Origin of the sequence: Streptomyces sp. NPDC088745, assembly GCF_044751045.1 — a bacterium.
Lineage (GTDB): Bacteria > Actinomycetota > Actinomycetes > Streptomycetales > Streptomycetaceae > Streptomyces > Streptomyces cremeus.
In genome coordinates, this window is the sequence record NZ_JBIVLB010000002.1 from 181,830 (window position 1) to 201,474 (window position 19,645).

General features: G+C 72.8%; 15 protein-coding genes. 11 read left to right on the top strand and 4 right to left on the bottom strand.

Going from position 1 to position 19,645, the window contains the following annotated elements:
- Nucleotides 1-105: 105 nt before the first annotated feature.
- Complete coding sequence (gene lon, locus ACIP93_RS05410) at nt 106-2,508, bottom strand: endopeptidase La (RefSeq protein ID WP_401755971.1); 2,403 nt, start codon at nt 2,506-2,508, stop codon at nt 106-108.
- A gap of 259 nt (nt 2,509-2,767) precedes the next feature.
- On the opposite strand from lon, the gene ACIP93_RS05415 reads away from it, so the two are divergent.
- A complete protein-coding gene (locus tag ACIP93_RS05415; protein WP_401755974.1) occupies nt 2,768-3,367 on the top strand; it encodes a hypothetical protein in 600 nt (199 codons plus the stop codon).
- 30 nt (nt 3,368-3,397) lie between these two features.
- Here the strand turns inward: ACIP93_RS05415 and ACIP93_RS05420 are convergent, their stop codons facing one another.
- A complete protein-coding gene (locus ACIP93_RS05420) occupies nt 3,398-4,510 on the bottom strand; it encodes a serine hydrolase domain-containing protein (RefSeq protein WP_401755977.1) in 1,113 nt (370 codons plus the stop codon).
- 78 nt (nt 4,511-4,588) lie between these two features.
- Nucleotides 4,589-5,605 (bottom strand): rhomboid-like protein, encoded by a 1,017-nt coding sequence (locus tag ACIP93_RS05425; RefSeq protein ID WP_401755980.1) that lies wholly within the window; start codon nt 5,603-5,605, stop codon nt 4,589-4,591.
- 310 nt (nt 5,606-5,915) lie between these two features.
- On the opposite strand from ACIP93_RS05425, the gene ACIP93_RS05430 reads away from it, so the two are divergent.
- From ACIP93_RS05430 to ACIP93_RS05465, 8 genes are all read left to right on the top strand, one after another.
- A complete protein-coding gene (locus ACIP93_RS05430; protein ID WP_401755983.1) occupies nt 5,916-6,527 on the top strand; it encodes an RNA polymerase sigma factor in 612 nt (203 codons plus the stop codon).
- On the top strand, nt 6,524-7,384 hold the full coding sequence (locus tag ACIP93_RS05435; protein WP_401755986.1) for a zf-HC2 domain-containing protein: 861 nt from the start codon (nt 6,524-6,526) through the stop codon (nt 7,382-7,384). The genes ACIP93_RS05430 and ACIP93_RS05435 overlap by 4 nt, the downstream gene beginning before the upstream one ends.
- Nucleotides 7,381-8,175, top strand: coding sequence for an ABC transporter ATP-binding protein (locus ACIP93_RS05440; protein WP_401755989.1), 795 nt, complete (start codon nt 7,381-7,383; stop codon nt 8,173-8,175). The genes ACIP93_RS05435 and ACIP93_RS05440 overlap by 4 nt, the downstream gene beginning before the upstream one ends.
- Before the next feature lie 43 nt (nt 8,176-8,218).
- Nucleotides 8,219-9,538, top strand: coding sequence for a hypothetical protein (locus tag ACIP93_RS05445; protein WP_401755991.1), 1,320 nt, complete (start codon nt 8,219-8,221; stop codon nt 9,536-9,538).
- Between the two features lie 457 nt (nt 9,539-9,995).
- Nucleotides 9,996-10,733 carry a response regulator transcription factor gene (locus ACIP93_RS05450; protein WP_189820597.1) on the top strand — a complete coding sequence of 246 codons (738 nt, stop codon included), beginning with the start codon at nt 9,996-9,998 and terminating at the stop codon, nt 10,731-10,733.
- 191 nt (nt 10,734-10,924) lie between these two features.
- The gene (locus ACIP93_RS05455) at nt 10,925-11,980 is read left to right on the top strand and encodes an ATP-binding protein (RefSeq protein WP_401756992.1); all 1,056 of its coding nucleotides are present in this window, start codon (nt 10,925-10,927) and stop codon (nt 11,978-11,980) included.
- Nucleotides 11,981-12,272: 292 nt separating this feature from the next.
- Nucleotides 12,273-16,181: a multifunctional oxoglutarate decarboxylase/oxoglutarate dehydrogenase thiamine pyrophosphate-binding subunit/dihydrolipoyllysine-residue succinyltransferase subunit gene (locus tag ACIP93_RS05460; RefSeq protein ID WP_401755995.1), complete on the top strand. Its 3,909-nt coding sequence runs from the start codon at nt 12,273-12,275 to the stop codon at nt 16,179-16,181.
- A 91-nt stretch (nt 16,182-16,272) separates the two neighbouring features.
- Entirely contained in the window at nt 16,273-16,461 is a 189-nt protein-coding gene (locus ACIP93_RS05465; RefSeq protein ID WP_401755998.1) for a DUF6104 family protein, read from the top strand.
- 75 nt (nt 16,462-16,536) lie between these two features.
- Here ACIP93_RS05465 and ACIP93_RS05470 read toward each other — a convergent pair whose 3' ends face one another.
- Nucleotides 16,537-17,388 (bottom strand): hypothetical protein, encoded by an 852-nt coding sequence (locus ACIP93_RS05470; RefSeq protein WP_401756001.1) that lies wholly within the window; start codon nt 17,386-17,388, stop codon nt 16,537-16,539.
- A 150-nt stretch (nt 17,389-17,538) separates the two neighbouring features.
- Here ACIP93_RS05470 and ACIP93_RS05475 point away from each other — a divergent pair, with 150 nt between their 5' ends.
- Nucleotides 17,539-18,459 carry a DUF4097 family beta strand repeat-containing protein gene (locus ACIP93_RS05475; RefSeq protein WP_345228460.1) on the top strand — a complete coding sequence of 307 codons (921 nt, stop codon included), beginning with the start codon at nt 17,539-17,541 and terminating at the stop codon, nt 18,457-18,459.
- 1 nt (nt 18,460) lies between these two features.
- Nucleotides 18,461-19,540 carry a helix-turn-helix transcriptional regulator gene (locus ACIP93_RS05480; protein ID WP_401756004.1) on the top strand — a complete coding sequence of 360 codons (1,080 nt, stop codon included), beginning with the start codon at nt 18,461-18,463 and terminating at the stop codon, nt 19,538-19,540.
- Nucleotides 19,541-19,645 lie beyond the last annotated feature (105 nt).

Genomic DNA, 19,645 nt, shown 5'->3' on the forward strand with positions numbered 1-19,645 from the left:
GGCCTGGAGGTCGCCACCGTCCCGTACGGCGGTTTCCGGCGCTGATACGGGCGCAGGGGCCGTACGGGAGCGACTCCCGTACGGCCCCTCCGCGGTGGGACCGCGTCAGGCGGCGACCGGCGCCGCCACCTGTGCGGGGGCCAGCGCGATCTCCAGCACCTGGCGGACGTCCGTCACCGGGTGGACCTCCAGCTTCTCCAGGATCTCGGCGGGCACGTCGTCCAGGTCGGGCTCGTTCCGCTTGGGGATGACGACCGTGGTGGTGCCCGCCCGGTGCGCGGCGAGGAGCTTCTGCTTCAGGCCGCCGATGGGCAGGACGCGCCCGGTCAGGGACACCTCGCCGGTCATGGCCACGTCCGTGCGGACCAGCCGGCCGGAGAGGAGGGAGGCGAGGGCCGTGGTCATCGTGATGCCCGCGCTCGGGCCGTCCTTGGGGACCGCGCCCGCCGGGAAGTGGATGTGCACGCCACGGTCCTTGAGGTCGCCGACGGGGAGTTCCAGTTCCGCGCCGTGCGAGCGCAGGAAGGAGAGGGCGATCTGCGCGGACTCCTTCATCACGTCGCCGAGCTGACCGGTGAGGGTCAGCCCGGAGCCGCCCGTCTCGGCGTCGGCGAGGGACGCCTCCACGAAGAGAACGTCGCCGCCCGCGCCGGTGACGGCGAGACCGGTGGCCACGCCGGGGACGGCGGTGCGCCGCTCGGCCGGGTCCTGGGCGGACTCCGGCACGTGGTGCGGGCGGCCGATCAGGTCGCGCAGGTGGGAGGAGTCGATCGTGAACGGCAGCTCGCGGTCGCCCAGTTCGTGCTGGGCGGCCACCTTGCGCAGCAGGCGGGAGATGGAACGCTCCAGGTTCCGCACGCCGGCCTCCCGGGTGTACTCGCCCGCCAGCTTGCGCAGGGCGGACTCGTCGAGGGTCACCTCGCCCGGCTCCAGGCCGGCCCGGTCGAGCTGGCGCGGCAGCAGGTGGTCGCGGGCGATGACGACCTTCTCGTCCTCGGTGTAGCCGTCGAGGCGGACCAGTTCCATCCGGTCGAGGAGGGCCTCGGGGATGGCTTCCAGCACGTTGGCGGTGGCGAGGAAGACGACGTCGGAGAGGTCGAGCTCGACCTCCAGGTAGTGGTCGCGGAAGGTGTGGTTCTGGGCGGGGTCCAGGACCTCCAGCAGGGCCGCGGCCGGGTCGCCGCGGAAGTCGGAGCCGACCTTGTCGATCTCGTCGAGGAGGACGACGGGGTTCATCGACCCGGCCTCCTTGACGGCGCGGACGATGCGGCCGGGCAGGGCCCCGACGTACGTACGGCGGTGACCGCGGATCTCCGCCTCGTCGCGTACGCCGCCGAGCGCGACCCGGACGAACTTGCGGCCCATGGCGTGGGCGACGCTCTCGCCGAGCGAGGTCTTTCCGACACCGGGCGGGCCCACCAGGGCGAGCACGGCGCCGCCGCGGCGGCCGCCCACCACGCCGAGCCCGCGGTCCGCGCGCCGCTTGCGCACGGCCAGGTACTCGGTGATGCGCTCCTTCACGTCGTCCAGGCCCGCGTGCTCCGCGTCGAGGATCTCGCGGGCGCCGCGGATGTCGTACTGGTCCTCCGTGTGCTCGTTCCAGGGGAGCTCCAGGACCGTGTCCAGCCAGGTGCGGATCCAGGAGCCCTCCGGGGACTGGTCGCTGGAGCGCTCCAGCTTCTCGACCTCCTTGAGGGCGGCCTCGCGCACCTTCTCCGGCAGGTCGGCGGCCTCCACCCGGGCCCGGTAGTCGTCGGACTCCTCGCCCTCGGCCTCGCCGTTCAGCTCGCGGAGTTCCTTGCGCACGGCATCGAGCTGCTTGCGGAGCAGGAACTCGCGCTGCTGCTTGTCGACGCCCTCCTGGACGTCCTTCGCGATGGTCTCGGCGACGTCCTGCTCGGCGAGGTGCTCGCTGAGGGCGGTCAGGGCCAGGCGCAGGCGGGCCACCGGGTCGGCGGTCTCCAGCAGCTCCACCTTCTGGGCGGTGGTCAGGAAGGGCGAGTACCCGGAGTTGTCGGCGAGGGCCGAGACGCCCTCGATCTGCTGCACGCGGTCCACGACCTGCCAGGCGCCGCGCTTCTTCAGCCAGGTCGTCGCGAGGGCCTTGTACTCCTTGACCAGCTCGGCGACGGAACCCGGCAGCGGGTCGGGGTCGGACGCGTCGATCCGGGACCCCTCCACCCACAGGGCCGCTCCCGGCCCGGTCGTGCCCGCGCCGATCTTGACGCGGCCCCGGGCCCGGATGAGCGCGCCGGGGTCGCCGTCGGACAGCCGGCCGACCTGCTCGACGGTGCCGAGGACGCCGGTCCCCGCGTACGTGCCGTCGATGCGCGGAACAAGAAGCACCTCGGGCTTGCTGCCACCGGTACGAACGGCGGCCTGTGCCGCTTCGACCGCCGCGCGCACCTCGGTGTCGGACAGGTCCAGCGGCACCACCATCCCGGGCAGCACGACCTCGTCGTCGAGCGGCAGCACGGGCAGGGTGAGCGGTGTGGACGTCGATGCCATGATCTCCCCTTGGGCAGTGAAGTTGAGCTATGTGGACTCAATGCTCTGGAGCGTCCCAGTGTTCCCCAACCCGTGTTCGCTCTGAGCGATCAGCGATCGACGAGGAGGGAGCCACCGGTCGGTCCGGCGCCGCTGAAGCCGGGAGCCGGTCGCGACGACGCGGGCAGGCGCGGGCAGGCGCGGGCAGGGGAACGCGCGGCGGGGCCTCCGCGTCAGACGGACGACAGCGGCACACGGCCCACGACACGACGGGAACACCATGCGAAGCACACGTTCCGGGCGATCGGCGGCGGCGCTCACGGCGGCCGCCCTCTGCGGCACCCTGTTGCTGACGGGGTGCGACGGCGCGGGCGAGCCCCCGGCCGCGGACACGCCCGCACCGGCGGCGACCGCCACGGGCGCACCCGCCACCTCCACGCCCACCGCCGGCGCGCCCGCCACGGCCGCACCCACCGCCACCCCGCCCCCCGCTCCCCCGGCGACCGGTGACCCCGCGCCGTCCGCCTCCGTGCCCGCGACGGCCCCGCAGGGCGAGCGGCTCGTGGCCGCCACCGTCAGCGGCGGCTTCGACGGCCGGCACCGCAGCGTCCTGGTGAACGGTGACGGCGGCTACACCGTCCTCGACCGCACCAAGCCCCCGAAGTCCGGCCGGATGGGCGCGCAGGAGCTGGCCGAGCTCAAGGACGCGCTCGCTGACGCGGACTTCGCGGAACTGCCGCGCGTCTCGAAGGCCGACCCGCCGGTCATGGACGGCATCACCACCACCGTGATCCACCGGGGCCACGAGGTGACGACGGACGGCATGAAGAAGCTGCCGGAGCTGGACCGCGTGATCGCGGCCCTGCCCGGCCTCGGCTGACCCCGGTTCAGCGGTGGCCGCGGACGACGGTCAGCGGTGGCCGCAGACGATCTCCGTCACGCGCGCGACCGTCGACAGGTCCCCCAGTACGTTCTTGGTGACGGCCCAGGCCGTGCCGCTCGCCCGGTCCGCGCCCGCCCAGCTGCCGCCCGCGCCCGCCATGCCGAACACGTGCGGGTCGGGCCCGGAGCCCTGGTCGGGCAGGCCGAGCGCGTACCCGAGCGCCCAGGACGACTCGTTACCCATCAACCGGTCGGTTCCGCTCGCGGCGAGCGCGGTCGCCTCGCGGGTGCGGTCCGGCGACAGCAGCCGTACGCCGTCGACCTCCCCGAGCACGGCCGCGTACACGCGCGCGATCGCCCGGGCGGAGGTCTTGGCGCCCGCCGGAAGGTCGGCGGCCAGGATGTCGGCCCGGTTGCCGAACGCGGCGCTCGGGAAGAGGTGCTTGGGGGCGGCCTTGAACATGGGGAGGTCGTCCGGGAGCGCGTCGAGGTCGAAGGTCTCGGCGCGGGAGGGGTCCTCCTCGAGCCGCGCCGCCCGCCCCTGCTCGGACTCCGGCATCCCCAGGTACAGCTCGTCGGCGATGCCGAGCGGGCCGGTGAGTTCGGTGCGCAGGACGTCGGAGAGGTCGCGGCCGGTGGCCCGGCGGACGATCTCACCGACCAGGAAGCCGAAGGTGAAGGCGTGGTAGCCGACCGCCGTCCCCGGCTCCCACCAGGGCTCGGCGTCCGCGAGGGCGGCGCACATGGCGTCCCAGTCGCAGAGCTCGGCGTGGGTGGTGGCGGAGGGGATGCCGGGCACGCCGGCGGAGTGGCTGAGGGCGTGCCGTACCGTCACCCGCTCCTTGCCGTGCGCGGCGAACTCGGGCCACAGGTCGGCGACGGGCGTGTCGTACGAGAGGAGTCCTCGCTCGGCGCACACGTGCGCGAGGGTCGCGGTGGCGCCCTTCCCGATCGAGAAGTTGTAGAAGGGGGTGTCGTGGCGGACCTCGCGCCCGGTCGCCGGGTCGGCGATTCCGGCGGCGACGTCCGCGACCGGCTCGCCGTGCCGGTACACGGCGATCTGCAGGCCGCGCTCGGCCCCGCTCTCCACCAGTTCGTCGGCGGTGTCCTGTAGCTGCTGGTGCAAGTCGGCGGCGCTCATGACCGTCCCCTCCGTAGCTCCGTGCAAAAGCACGAACGTACGAAGGGGACGAGGCCGCCGGCCACCGAATTTCCCGGCTCAGAGGTACGAGGGCGCGGCCCGGGCCGCCTTCCAGCGCCGTACGACGGGCCAGCCGGCCAGCCCCAGGCACAGGGCCAGCGGGTGCCCGAGGGCGGTCAGCGGATCGACGTACGCGATCAGGTCCTGGAGGAGTACGAGCGCCACCGCGCCCAGCAGCCCCCAGCGCAGCCACGCCAGGCGGAGCACCCCGGCGAGCGCGCCCACGCAGGCCAGCAGCCCGAAGCTGATGCCGAAGTCCAGGCGGTGCAGGGAGGTCTCGGGCAGGTGCCCGGCCCAGACGGCGACGCCGACCGGGATCTCGGTGGCGAGCGAGGCCACCACGTGCCCGAAGGCGAAGACGGCGGCGGTCCGCAGCCCGCCGATGCGCCGTTCCAGGGCGGTGAGGATCACCAGGAACCCGAGGGCGTACGGGGACGCCAGCCCGCCGGCGACCCACAGGGCGCTGCCGACGAGGGCGACGACGGGGGTGTGGGTGAGGTGGGCGACGTCGGTGCTGGACGCCCTGAGCAGGGCGCCGACGGTCGCCGGGTCGCCGAGCTGGGCGTAGAGGGAGGTCGCGACCAGGACGAGCGCGTAACCGAAGGTGAAGGGGGTGCCGGTGGGGGTGGGCAGGAGGTGCCACAGGTGCCAGCGCCGGTCGGGGACGGGGGGCTGGACCCGTGCCCGCGGGTCTGCGGCCGCCGGCTCCGGGGAGCTTTCGGGGGCGTGCGTCTGAGGGTCTTGGGGCAGGTGCTTCCGCGGAGCTTCGGGTGCGGGCATCTGCGGAGCTTCGGGCAGGCGTACGGGCGAACCTTCGGGCAGGCGTACGGACGAACCTTCGGGCAGGCGTACCTGCGGGTCTTCGGGAGCGTGCCGGGCCCGCGTCCGCTGTCCGGGCACGGCGTTCAACGCCGCGGCGGCCTCGCCGTCCGCGTCGTTCCGGTCCTGTTCCGGCCTCTGCCCCTGCTTCTTCTGCTCTGGCTGCTGCTGCCCCTGCGGCTTCCGCCCGGGCGGTGTCGTGCTGGTGCGGTGCACTGCGTGAGGCCCCATTCCCCCGGGCGCCGCGCGCTGGGGCGGGCGGCCGGAATCGTCAAGCCACGCCCGTGTCCCTCGGCCGCGTCTTTCGCGTTCGCTTGCTGCGGTGGTGCTGTCGCTGGTGTTTCTGCCCCTCCTCGACGAGGACAACGCTCACCCTCCGCCCGAATCTCCCGTTCCGTCTATGGCACACCTCACACCTGTGCGTACTGGGGCAACCTTCACAGGTTCGCAGACGTCCGGCACCCTCCGGCGCACCGCCCGGCGGACACCGTGAACCGATCGGGCGACGCCGAGCGATAGAGGGGACGTGAGACTGTTGCGCCCCTCCGGGGAACCCCGGGCCGAGGACGGCACCGACGACGACGGCGCGTTGCTGCGCGCGATCGCCCGCGGCGACGCCGCCGCGCTCGGCACGCTGCACGACCGGCACGCGGGCTGGCTGCACGCACGGCTGACCCGGCGCTGCCCCGACCCGGAAACGGTGCGGGACGTCCTCCAGGACACCTTCGTCACCGTCTGGCAGTCCGCCGCGTCGCACCGGGGCGGCGAGGCGGGCGGCTGGCTGTGGGTGATCGCGGCCCGCCGCCTGGTGGACGCGCAGCGGATACGCACCCGGGCCGACCGCGCCGTACCGGCCGCCGGGACCGCCGCCCCCTCCGCCGCCCCCTCCGCCGAGGAACACGTGCTGACGGGGCTGGAGTTCGGCGACGTGGGCGCGGCCCTGGACCGGATCCCGCCGGAGCTGCGCGAGGTCCTGCGGGCCACGGTCGTCGACGGCCTCACCACCCGCGAGGCCGCCCGCCTGCTGGGCATACCGGAGGGCACGGTCAAGACCCGCGCCCTGCGCGCCCGCCGGGAACTGAGAGCCGCCCTGGCCCGGCTCACCACCGAATCGGACCCGCTGGGAGGAACGGCATGACCCCCGCCCGAAGCCGGCACGTCACCCCGGCCGCGGCCGCCCAGTACGCGGCGGGCACGACCCCGGACGCGGACGCCTGGTCGCTGGAGCAGCACGTCGAAACCTGCGGCCAGTGCGCGGCCCGGGTGTCGCGGGCGGTACGTTCCGGAACCGCGGGCCCCCAACTGGCGCGGCAGCGCGCACACCTGCTGCACCTGGCGGGCACTCCTCAGCCCCCCGCTCCCGCTCTCGCCCCCACTCCCGCTCTGCGCACCCACCGCCTCCTGTGGGCGCTCGGGCCCGCCCTGAGGCTCGGGTGGGTGGTGAGCGTGCTGGCCGTCGCGCTCGGAGCCGTACTGCTCGCGTTCGGGGCGGGCCAGACGGCGGCGCGGCCGCTGCTGCTGGCCGTGGCCCCGGTCGTACCACTGGCCGGGGTGGCCCTCTCGCACGGCAGGCGCACCGATCCCCTGCACGAGCTGCACGCCTCCATGCCGGGCGGCAACCTGCGGCTGCTGCTCCATCGGACGGCCTGCGCACTGGGCCTGAGCATTCCGGTGCTGACCGCGGCGGGAGCGGTCCTGCCGCCCGTGGAGGGTGTGCCGGGGGCGGCCGCCTGGCTGCTGCCGGGGCTGGCGCTGACCCTGGGCGCGCTGGCGCTCGGCAGCTGGATCGGGTGCCGGAGGGCGTCGGCTGCAGTCGGCAGCGGGTGGGCGCTGGCCGTGACGGCCCCGGCGGCCGGTGAGAGCGGGCCACTGCTCCACATCACGCCTTACCTCGACACCCCCGCACCACAGGTGAGTTGGGCCGTCGCCGCAGTCGCGTGCGCGGTGCTGCTCCTCCTGCGACGTACCCACTTCGACCGGATGGAGCGCGTGTGAGCAGCGACGAAGGCAGCGGCGCGAGGGTGGCGGGGCTGACCGTGCGGCACCGGCGGACGCCGGCGCTGGACGCCGTGGACCTGGACTTCGGCCCCGGTGTGCACGGGCTGCTCGGCCCCAACGGCGCGGGCAAGACCTCCCTGCTCCGGGTGCTGGCGACGGTCGCCGCGCCGACCGCGGGCACGGTGACGCTGCTGGGCCACGACATCGCGGGGCACCGGGCGCGGACGCAGGCCCGGCGCCGGCTCGGCTACCTCCCGCAGGAGTTCGGCCACTACCCGGGATTCACCGTGCGGGAGTTCGTCGCGTACGTGGCGTGGCTCAAGGAGATGCCCGCCGCTTCGGTGCCGGGGGCGGTGGAACGGGCGGTGGAGCGGGTCGGGCTGGCGGACCGGATCGACGCGAAGATGAAGTCCCTCTCCGGCGGCATGATCCGCCGGGTCGGCACGGCCCAGGCCCTGGTCAACGAACCGTCCCTGCTGCTCCTGGACGAGCCGACCGCCGGTCTCGACCCGGAGCAGCGCTTCGAATTCAGAGCACTGCTCCGCGAGGTGAGCACTGCTTCCACCGTCATCGTCTCGACCCACCTGGTGGAGGACGTGGCCGCGGCCTGCACGGCGGTCACCCTCCTGGACGCCGGCCGCGTCGCCTACCGGGGGACGCCGGACGAGCTGAGCGCGCTCGGCGACGAGAGCCGCCCCGGCCGGGGAGCGGAGCCCCTCGGCGACAACCCCGTCGAACGCGGCTACACGACCGTGCTGCGAGCCCACCGCCTGGAGGCCCGCCGATGAGCCTGCGCCCACAGACCGCCACCCCACCCCCGGAGTCGCTCCGATGACGAGCACGCTCACCCCGTCGGCCTTCCCGCCCCGGCGTCCGGCCTCCCCACTGCGCACCGAGCTCCGCCGGGGTCTCGCCCCGTGGTCCGGACTCGCCGTCGCCGGGGCGGCACTCCTCGTGATGGCTGCCGGCAGCGCCGAGTGGCAGGGCAGTTGGGCGGAGACGCAGTCCCTCCTGCGCAGCGTCGCCGCCGCCGTCGCCGCGCCGCTCGCGGTGGCCGCCGGGTGCCTGCAGGGCGGGCGCGAGCGCCGGCTGCGCACCGGCGCGCTGCTGGCCTCAGCCTCCCGCGGGCGCGCTGCGCGGACCGCGGTCGCGGCCGCCCCGGTGATGCTGTGGACGGCCGCCGGGTACACGCTGGCGCACGCCGTCTCCCTCCTCGCCTGCCTGCCGTACGCGCACCACGGGCGGCCCGCCGTCACGCATGTCGCGGCCGACGCGGTGCTCGTCGCGGCGGCCACCGGCCTGGGCTTCGTCGCGGGACGGCTCTCGCCGTGGCGGCCGACCGCGCCGGTGCTCGCCCTGTGCGCCTATGCCGTACTGGTACTCCCCCAGCACGCCGAGTCCTCCGGCCTGCGCTTCCTGAGCCCGGCCCTGCGCGGCGACCACCCCCAGGCGTCCCCCGTCTGGTGGCAGGCCCCCGCCGACATCCTGTGGACCGGCGGTCTGGCCGCGACCGCGCTGGTCGCCCACGCCGCCCGCCGCAAGTACCTCGCCCTCGCCCCGCTGGCCGTGGCCGTCGCGGCGGGCACGCTGATCACGCAGAACGGCGAACGCATGTGGCAGCAGGGCCCCCCGCCCGCGGCGACGGCCTGCACCTCGCTCGCGGGCAGGCAGATCTGCGTGGCGGAGAAGGACCGGAGCCTCCTCCCGGAGGTCGCCGCAGCACTGCGCACCCCCTTCGGCAAGGTCGAGGACCTCCCGGGGCTTCCGACCCGCTACACGGCCGGCACCACCGGGCCGCCCCCCGGCGAGGGCCGGCTCTTCCCCCTCCAACTCGGCTGGTCGGTGACCCGCGGCGAGATCACCGACCCCGGCGAGTACGCCCATGGAACGCTCCTCCCCAGCCTCGGCGCGCCGGCCGGCTGCGCCACCGGCAGGGCCCCGGCCGCCGACCGCACCCGTTATGAAGCGGCCCGGGCCGTCGCGCACCACTGGGTGATCCCCCTGAACGCCGACCTCGCGGATCCGCACGCCCCCACCGCCGCCTTCGAGCGCTTCGCCGCGCTGCCGGAGCCGGACCGCAGGGCCTGGCTCGGCCAGTACGTGGCCGCCGTCCGGGCCTGCGACCTCACGAGAATCCCGGCAGTCCCCTGACCTTCACGTCCACGGCCACGGCCTGCGGCTCCCCCGCACCTTCAGGAATGCGGGGAACCGCGTGGGGAATCGCGCGGGCAACCACAACGCATCCGCACGGAGGCCGCCCCGCCACACACCGGTCCGCTCCTCCGAGACAACATTCACAGCTCCCACACGTTTGCCCGTACAACCCTGCCTCCCCCGACCAATGGGTCACCAAGCCGACATCCCGCGATTCCTCGCCTACGCAACGTCTACTTCCCTGTGCACAAGGCGAGTTGTCCATCCCCGACTTACGAAGAGTCATTGCGGAATGTCGTATTCAGAGAGATTCGGGCGATCCGGAACGACTTGCCCGAGGCGTCGCTTTCGCTGCCCCGGCAGGCAGTTGCACCGCGTAGCCGTGAGCAGGTCAGTGCCCGTACGCTGCTCATCTGACCGCGGGATCTTACGAACGCACTCCAGGGGCGGGGCGATGGAGCAGACACACACCAGCCACAACGGCCTCGCGGCCACTCCCGGCGCTCAGCGCCGGGTACTGGTCGTCGAGGACGATTCCACGATCGTCGACAACATCGCGGCCCGGCTGCGGGCCGAGGGCTTCCAGGTGCAGACGGCGAGTGACGGCCCGGCGGCGGTCGACACGGCCGAGGCCTGGCAGCCGGACCTGATGGTGCTCGACATCATGCTGCCCGGCTTCGACGGACTCGAAGTCTGCCGCCGGGTGCAGGCGCAGCGACCCGTACCGGTCCTCATGCTCACCGCGCGCGACGACGAGACCGACATGCTGGTCGGGCTCGGGGTCGGCGCGGACGACTACATGACGAAACCGTTCTCCATGCGCGAGCTGGCCGCCCGGGTGCACGTCCTGCTGCGCCGGGTCGAGCGGGCCACCATCGCCGCCGCCACTCCGCGCAGCGGCATCCTGCGCCTGGGCGAGCTGGAGATCGACCACGCGCAGCGCCGGGTCCGGGTGCACGGCGAGGACGTGCACCTCACGCCCACCGAGTTCGACCTGCTGGTCTGCCTGGCGAACACCCCCCGCGCCGTCCTCTCCCGCGAGCAGTTGCTCGCCGAGGTGTGGGACTGGGCGGACGCCTCGGGCACCCGCACCGTCGACAGCCACATCAAGGCCCTGCGCCGCAAGATCGGCGCCGAGCGCATCCGTACCGTGCACGGCGTGGGGTACGCCCTGGAGACGCCGGCGCCGTGAGCAGTACGGCCGGGACGGGGACGAGGCGCGGACCGTTGCGACGGCGGGTGCCGGTACAGCGGCGGGAACCCTCGCGCCCGGCGCGCAGATGCGGCGACTGCGGGCAGCGGGTGCGCCGTCCGCTGCGGACGCGGCTGCGCCCCGGCTCCCTGCCGGGCCGGGTCGGAGCGCTGGTGTCCCGGCCCTTCACGGTGCGCCCCTTCACCATCAGGGGAAAGCTGATCGCACTGGTCGTGGTGTCGGTGGCGCTGACCACGGGCCTGGTGATGGTGGCGCTGGCCACCAAGACCGAGCTGCGCTTCATCACGGTCTTCTCGATCATCGCCTCGATGCTGATCACGCAGTTCGTCGCGCACAACCTCACCAAGCCGCTCGACGAGATGCGCGAGGTCGCCGCCGCGATGGCGCACGGCGACTACACGGGCCGCATCGACGGCGAGAACCGCCGCGACGAGCTGGGCGGCCTGGCCACCACCCTGAACCGGATGGCCGAGGAGCTCCAGGCCGTCGACCGCAACCGCAAGGAACTGGTCGCCAACGTCTCGCACGAGCTGCGCACCCCGATCGCCGCGCTGCGCGCCGTGCTGGAGAACGTGGTGGACGGCGTGGTCGCCGCCGACCCCGAGACCATGCGCACCGCGCTCAAGCAGACCGAGCGGCTCGGCGGGCTGGTGGAGACCCTGCTGGACCTGGCCCGGCTGGACAACGGCGTCGTACCGCTCAAGGCCCGCCGCTTCGAGGTGTGGCCGTATCTCTCGGGCGTGCTGAAGGAGGCCAATCTGGCCGCCGCGCAGCGCAATCTGACCTCCGGGTCCGGGCACCACATGCGCAAGGACGTCCATCTGCACCTGGACGTCTCCCCTCCGGAGCTGACCGCGCACGCGGACCAGGAGCGGCTGCACCAGGTCGTCGCCAACCTCATCGACAACGCGGTCAAGCACTCCCCTCCGCACGGCCGGGTCACGGTCCGGGCGCGGCGCGGGGAGCTGCCGGAGAGCCTGGACCTGGAAGTGCTGGACGAGGGTCCCGGCATACCGAAGTCGGAGTGGCACCGGGTGTTTGAACGCTTCAACCAGGGCAAGTCGCCCGCCAAGCCCACTTCGGGCAGCGACGGCGGCACGGGCCTCGGCCTGGCCATCGCGCGCTGGGCGGTCGATCTGCACGGCGGCCGGATCGGAGTGGCCGAATCCGAGCGCGGTTGCCGCATTCAGGTCACCCTTCCGGGGACCGTCTCATCACGCGATTGACGTAGGGTTCGAACCAGAAACGGACGTTCTGCGTCCGTCCTGCCAGGATGCGGTGGTAAGGGTCGCATCCTCGGTCGGATGCACCCGGCTCGGCACCCTCGTCAATGATCGGTTGACGCGCGGTCCACAGCGGAACCACGCTTGTTTCCCGCCATTTCGTGCGCCGAAACCAGCTCTCCGATGTGACTTACGCGACGGATGCACCGCCCGGTCTGCATCTCCCGGCCGGGGAGGCGTAGCCTTTATTTCCGCTGTCCACCACCTTGCGAAGCGGAAGAGGGCGGTTAACGCCGTGTCGTCTCAGTCCACCAGTAGCTCAAGTCATTCATCGACCGACCAGGACGGGCAAGGGAAGAACCCAGCCGCCGCCTTCGGTCCCAACGAGTGGCTCGTCGACGAGATCTACCAGCAGTACCTCCAGGACCCCAGTTCCGTCGATCGAGCGTGGTGGGACTTCTTCGCCGACTACAAGCCGGGCGCCACCGGCGGTACGGCGGAGAAGCCGGCCCCCGCCGCCCAGGCCGCGCCCGCCCCGGCCGGGCAGCCCGCCCCCGCGCAGGCGTCGTCCACCGCCGTCCCGCCGCAGGCCGCGTCCGCCGCGAACGGCCAGTCCGCCCCGGCACAGCCCGCGAGCGCGCCGGCCGGACAGACCGCCGCACCCGCGCAGGCCGCCCCGGCCCAGCAGGCCGCCCCCGCGCAGGCCGCCCCTGCCGCCGAGCCCGCCGCCCAGGCGCCCGCATCCGCTCAGCCCGCCGCCAAGGCGTCCGCACCCGCACAGAAGGCCGCACCTGTGAAGCCCGCTCCCGCCGCCGAGGCCACGTCCGCCCCGGCCGGTCCCGAGTACGTCACCCTGCGCGGCCCGTCCGCCGCCGTCGCGAAGAACATGAACGCCTCCATCGAGGTCCCCACGGCGACGTCCGTGCGCGCGGTCCCGGTGAAGCTGCTCTTCGACAACCGCATCGTCATCAACAACCACCTGAAGCGCGCCCGGGGCGGGAAGATCTCCTTCACCCACCTCATCGGCTTCGCGATGGTGCAGGCCATCAAGGCCATGCCGTCGATGAACTACTCCTTCACCGAGAAGGACGGCAAGCCGACCCTCGTCAAGCCGGAGCACATCAACTTCGGCCTGGCCATCGACCTGGTGAAGCCCAACGGCGACCGCCAGCTCGTCGTCGCCGGCATCAAGAAGGCCGAGACGCTCGACTTCTTCGAGTTCTGGCAGGCGTACGAGGACATCGTCCGCCGCGCCCGCGACAACAAGCTGACGATGGACGACTTCACGGGCGTCACCGTCTCGCTCACCAACCCGGGCGGCCTCGGCACCGTCCACTCGGTGCCGCGTCTGATGCCCGGTCAGTCGGTCATCATGGGCGTCGGCTCGATGGACTACCCGGCGGAGTTCCAGGGCACCTCGCAGGACACCCTGAACAAGCTGGGCATCTCGAAGGTCATGACCCTGACCTCGACGTACGACCACCGGGTGATCCAGGGAGCCGCCTCCGGCGAGTTCCTGCGCGTCGTCGCCAACCTCCTGCTCGGCGAGTCCGGCTTCTACGACGACGTCTTCAAGGCGCTGCGCATCCCCTACGAGCCGGTCCGCTGGCTCAAGGACATCGACGCCAGCCACGACGACGACGTCACCAAGGCCGCCCGCGTCTTCGAGCTGATCCACTCCTACCGGGTGCGCGGCCACGTCATGGCCGACACGGACCCGCTGGAGTACAAGCAGCGCAAGCACCCCGACCTCGACATCAACGAGCACGGGCTGACGCTGTGGGACCTGGAGCGCGAGTTCGCGGTCGGCGGCTTCGCGGGCAAGTCGATGATGAAGCTGCGCGACATCCTCGGCGTCCTGCGCGACACGTACTGCCGCACCACCGGCATCGAGTTCATGCACATCCAGGACCCCAAGCAGCGCAAGTGGATCCAGGACCGCATGGAGCGCTCGCACTCCAAGCCCGAGCGCGAGGAGCAGCTCCGCATCCTGCGCCGCCTCAACGCCGCCGAGGCCTTCGAGACCTTCCTCCAGACGAAGTACGTCGGCCAGAAGCGCTTCTCCCTGGAGGGCGGCGAGTCCGTCATCCCGCTGCTCGACGCCGTCATCGACAGCGCCGCCGAGTCGCGCCTGGACGAGGTCGTCATCGGCATGGCCCACCGCGGCCGGCTGAACGTCCTGGCGAACATCGTGGGCAAGTCGTATGCCCAGATCTTCCGCGAGTTCGAGGGCAACCTGGACCCGAAGTCGATGCACGGCTCCGGCGACGTGAAGTACCACCTGGGCGCCGAGGGCACCTTCACCGGTCTCGACGGCGAGCAGATCAAGGTCTCCCTCGCCGCGAACCCCTCGCACCTGGAGGCGGTCGACCCGGTCCTGGAGGGCATCGCCCGCGCCAAGCAGGACATCATCAACAAGGGCGGCACGGACTTCACCGTCCTGCCGGTGGCCCTGCACGGCGACGCGGCCTTCGCGGGCCAGGGTGTGGTCGCCGAGACGTTCAACATGTCGCAGCTCCGCGGCTACCGCACCGGCGGCACGGTGCACATCGTCATCAACAACCAGGTCGGCTTCACCGCCGCCCCGGAGTCCTCGCGCTCCTCGATGTACGCCACCGACGTGGCCCGCATGATCGAGGCGCCGATCTTCCACGTGAACGGCGACGACCCGGAGGCCGTGGTCCGCGTCGCGCGCCTCGCCTTCGAGTTCCGCCAGACGTTCAACAAGGACGTGGTCATCGACCTCATCTGCTACCGCCGCCGCGGCCACAACGAGGGCGACAACCCGCAGTTCACCAACCCGCAGATGGTGACGCTGATCGACAAGAAGCGCTCGGTGCGCAAGCTCTACACCGAGTCCCTGATCGGTCGCGGCGACATCACCCTGGAGGAGGCGGAGCAGGCGCTCCAGGACTTCCAGGGCCAGCTGGAGAAGGTGTTCGCGGAGGTCCGCGAGGCCACCACCTCCACCACCTCCGCCGCGCCGTACAGCGACCCGCAGGCCGAGTTCCCGGTGGCGGTGAACACGGCGATCTCGCAGGAGGCCGTGAAGCGGATCGGCGAGTCGCAGGTCAACATCCCGGACAACATCCACGTCCACCCGCGCCTGATGCCGCAGATGCAGCGCCGCGCCGCGTCCATCGACGACGGCACGATCGACTGGGGCATGGGCGAGACCCTCGCCATCGGCTCCCTCCTGATGGAGGGCACCCCGGTCCGCCTGGCCGGCCAGGACTCCCGCCGCGGCACCTTCGGCCAGCGCCACGCGGTCCTCGTCGACCAGGAGACGGGCGAGGACTACACCCCGCTCCAGTACCTCGCGGACGACCAGGCCCGCTACAACGTCTACGACTCGCTCCTCTCCGAGTACGCGGCGATGGGCTTCGAGTACGGCTACTCGCTGGCCCGCCCGGAGTCGCTGGTCATCTGGGAGGCCCAGTTCGGCGACTTCGTCAACGGCGCCCAGACGGTCATGGACGAGTTCATCTCCTCGGCCGAGCAGAAGTGGGGCCAGACCTCCGGCGTCACGCTCCTGCTCCCGCACGGTTACGAGGGCCAGGGCCCGGACCACTCGTCCGCCCGCCCGGAGCGCTTCCTCCAGATGTGCGCCCAGAACAACATGACGGTCGCCATGCCGACCCTGCCCTCGAACTACTTCCACCTGCTGCGCTGGCAGGTCCACAACCCGCACCACAAGCCGCTCATCGTCTTCACCCCGAAGTCGATGCTGCGTCTGAAGGCGGCGGCGTCGAAGGCGGAGGAGTTCACGACGGGCGGCTTCCGTCCCGTCATCGGCGACGACAAGGTGGACGCCAACGCCGTCCGCAAGGTCGTCTTCTGCGCCGGCAAGGTCTACTACGACCTGGAGGCCGAGCGCGAGAAGCGCGGCGCCACGGACACCGCGATCATCCGCCTGGAACGCCTCTACCCGCTCCCGGGCGCGGAGCTCCAGGCCGAGATCGCCAAGTACCCGAACGCCGAGAAGTACCTGTGGGCCCAGGAGGAGCCGGCGAACCAGGGCGCGTGGCCCTTCATCGCGCTCAACCTGATCGACCACCTGGACCTGGCCGTCGGCGCGGACATCCCGCACGGCGAGCGCCTGCGCCGCATCTCGCGCCCGCACAGCTCGTCCCCGGCGGTCGGCTCGGCCAAGCGCCACCAGGCGGAGCAGCAGGCCCTGGTGAACGAGGTCTTCGACGCGTAGTCGCCGAAGCCGGTACGTGACGGAGGGCCCGGCCCCGCGGAGAGGTTTCCGCGGGGCCGGGCCCTCCCCGTGTCCCCGTAATCTTGTACGCATGTACTTCACTGACCGTGGCATCGAAGAGCTGGAGAAGCGGCGGGGCGAGGAGGAGGTCACCTTCGAGTGGCTCGCCGAGCAGTTCCGTACGTTCGTGGACCTGAACCCGGACTTCGAGGTCCCGGTGGAACGCCTGGCGACCTGGCTGGCCCGCCTCGACGACGAGGACGAGGACGAGGACATCTGATCCCGCCCCCTCCCCGTGCGAGACGGGAGCACGACCGTGCGGGGAGCGCCGGGGGGGCATGCAGGGTTCGCGGCCCTAGGGGGTGCCCCCCGCCCCCCGGGCCCGGTCGTAGGCCAGCCCCGTCACCCCCTGTGCCAGCAGCACCCCTCCCGCGACCGCCCACCCCGCGGAGCCCCGCCGCAGCCCCCACCCCAGCATCGGCGCCCCCACCACCACCTGCGCCGCCCCCACCGCACGAGCCCGCGGCCCCCGCACCCACGCCCCCACCGGCCCGCGGTCCACCACGTCGAACTCCGCCCGCAGCGCGTCCCGCCACCCCGACCACTCCACCGTCTGCGCGCCGGACTCCGCCCGGGCCGCTTCCCGCAGCCGGTCCGCACTCTCCCCCGGTGTGAGTCCCACCGGCAGCGCCAGTCCCACCCGGTGCAGCACGGCGATCAGCCCGAGCAGCCGGGCCCGCCCGTCCGCGTCGTCGTCCGGCTCCGCCAGCGCCTCCAGGCTCGCCATGTCGTGCACGGGGTCCAGCTCCAGCCGCACCGCGAAGGTCCGCATCGCCTCGTCCTCGCCGAGCGGGGTGCCGTCGGCCAGCCACTCGTAACCGACCGCCCGCCGGAAGCCCGAGGCCAGCGTGTAACCCGTCCGGTCGGGGTCCCACCACAGGGCGAGCACCGGCCAGTCGGTGCCGATGGCGAGCGCGGACGCCCAGCCCGCCAGCACCCGGTCGACGGGCTCGTGCGCGCTTCCCCCGGCCAGCCAGGGCCTGCCCTCGGGCACGACGACGCTCCAGCCGTCACCGGCCGGGGCCAGCAGCGCGCGCTCGCGCAGCACGGCCGCCGCGAGACGTACGTCCTCGACCGGCGCCCGGCAGAGGATCAGGGCGCCGGTGGCGCTCGTGGAGGGTGCGGACGAAGAAGCAGGGTGCGACATACGACCCAAGTTAGGGCACTTCACCCGGGCCCACCTCCGCTGCCCCCTCGCCCTTATGTTGACTTCACCCAACCGCGATATATCGTGTCGAAGGCAAGACGCGATATGTTGCGTCGCAATGCCGCGTCACGTCCAGACCGGGAGATCGCCATGACCGAGTGGTCCGTCAGCGAACCGCAGAAACTCACCTTCGAGGAGCCCGTCGACGCCCTGCGCGTCCGGATCGTCAACGGCGCCGTCAACGTCGTGGGCACGGACGACCCGGCCGCCGGCGCCCTCCTGGAGGTGACCGGGATCGACGGCCCGCCGCTGGTCGTCACCCATGAGGACGGCACCCTGACCGTCACGTACGAGGACCTGCCCTGGAAGAGCACGAAAGGCTTCCTGAGCTTCCTGGAGCGGCAGAGCTGGCAGCGCTCGGCGGCGGTCACCCTCGCCGTACCGGCGGGCACGAAGGTGAGTGTGGGCGCGGTCGGCGCGAGCACGGTCGTCTCCGGCGTCCGGGGCCGCACCGAGGTGCGCGGCGTCACCGGTGACACCACCCTGGTCGGCCTGACCGGCAAGGTCAGCGCGGAGACGGTGTCCGGCAATCTGGAGGCCCACTCCCTCACCGGCGACCTGCACTTCAAGTCGGTCTCGGGCGACCTGACGATGGTCGACGGGGCGGGTTCGTCGGTACGGGCGGAGTCGGTGGGCGGCGCGATGGTCATCGACGTCGACCCGGCCCGCAACGGGCCCGCCGACATCGCCCTGACGACGGTCTCCGGCGAGGTCGCCATCCGCCTCCCCCACCCGGCCGACGCGAAGGTCGAGGCGAACACGACGAGCGGACAGGTCTCCAGCGCCTTCGAGGACCTGCGCGTCTCGGGCCAGTGGGCCCAGAAGAAGATCACCGGAACGCTGGGCACGGGCGCGGGCAAGCTGCGGGCGACGACGGTCTCCGGCTCGATCGCCCTGCTGCGCCGCCCGCCGACGGACGACGCGCCGCAGGACGCCGCCCCGCAGGACGGACCGCAGGACGGCCCGCAGGACACCCCTCCCACCGACTCGCCCTCCGGAAAGGTCCTCTGACATGCCTCCCGTCTTCGCCCACGGCCGCCTCCGCCTCTACCTCCTCAAGCTGCTGGACGAGGCGCCGCGCCACGGTTACGAGGTCATCCGCCTCCTCGAAGAGCGCTTCCAGGGCCTGTACGCCCCCTCCGCGGGCACCGTCTACCCCCGGCTCGCCAAGCTGGAGGCCGAGGGCCTGGTCACGCACGCCACCGAGGGCGGCCGCAAGGTCTACTCGATCACGGACGCGGGCCGCTCGGAACTGGCCGACCGAGGCGGCGAGTTGGCCGACCTGGAGATGGAGATCCGCGAGTCCGTCTCCGAGCTCGCCGCCGAGATCCGCGACGACGTACGGAGCGCCGCGGGCGACCTGCGCCGCGAGATGAAGGCCCAGGCCGCGGCCTCGGGCGCCTCCGCCGCATCGGGCAAGGAGTCCGGGGGCGACTGGGGCAACGGCCCCTGGGGCGACAAGGAGGCCTGGCGGCTGGCCAAGGAGGAGATGCGCAAGGCCCGCCAGGAGTGGAAGGAGCAGGCCCGCCGCGCGAAGGACGAGAGCCGCCGCGCCCGCCACGACGCGCAGGAGGCCCGCCGGCAGGCCAAGGAGACGACGGACCGGGCCCGCGAGCAGATGCAGCAAGCGGCCCGCCGGGTCGAGGAGCAGGTCCGCGAGCACGTGTCGCGCGGCGACTGGCCCTCCGCGGTACGGGACGGACTGGCCGAGATCGAGAGGGAGTTCAGCCGCGCCTGGGGCAAGGACTTCGGCCGCTTCGGCAAGGGCGGCCACGACGCCCCCAAGGAGTCCCCGGACATCACGGTGGAGCGGGCCGACAAGACCGCCCCGCCCTCCGGCGACGTCTGGGAGGACGCCGTCCGCGAGGACGCCCCCGCCTCGGCCCCCCTCCCCGACTGGGCCCACGAGGACGCCAAGCCCGGCACGGACCCGGCCCGCGAACTGGACCGCCTGCTGGACCGCTTCCGCGACGACATCCGCGACACGGCCCGCGACCACGGCGTGACCTCCGCCCAACTGGCCGACGCCCGCGCCCGGCTGGCGGGCACGGCGGCCCACATCGGCCGCCTGTTGCGAGGTACGCAGAAGTAACGGCCCCCACCACACAACTGGCCCACCCATGCCACTCCCGCACCCCGGAGCAAGACCGCTCCGGGGTGCGGGCTGTCAAAAAGTAGGACACTTCCTCAAGAAAGC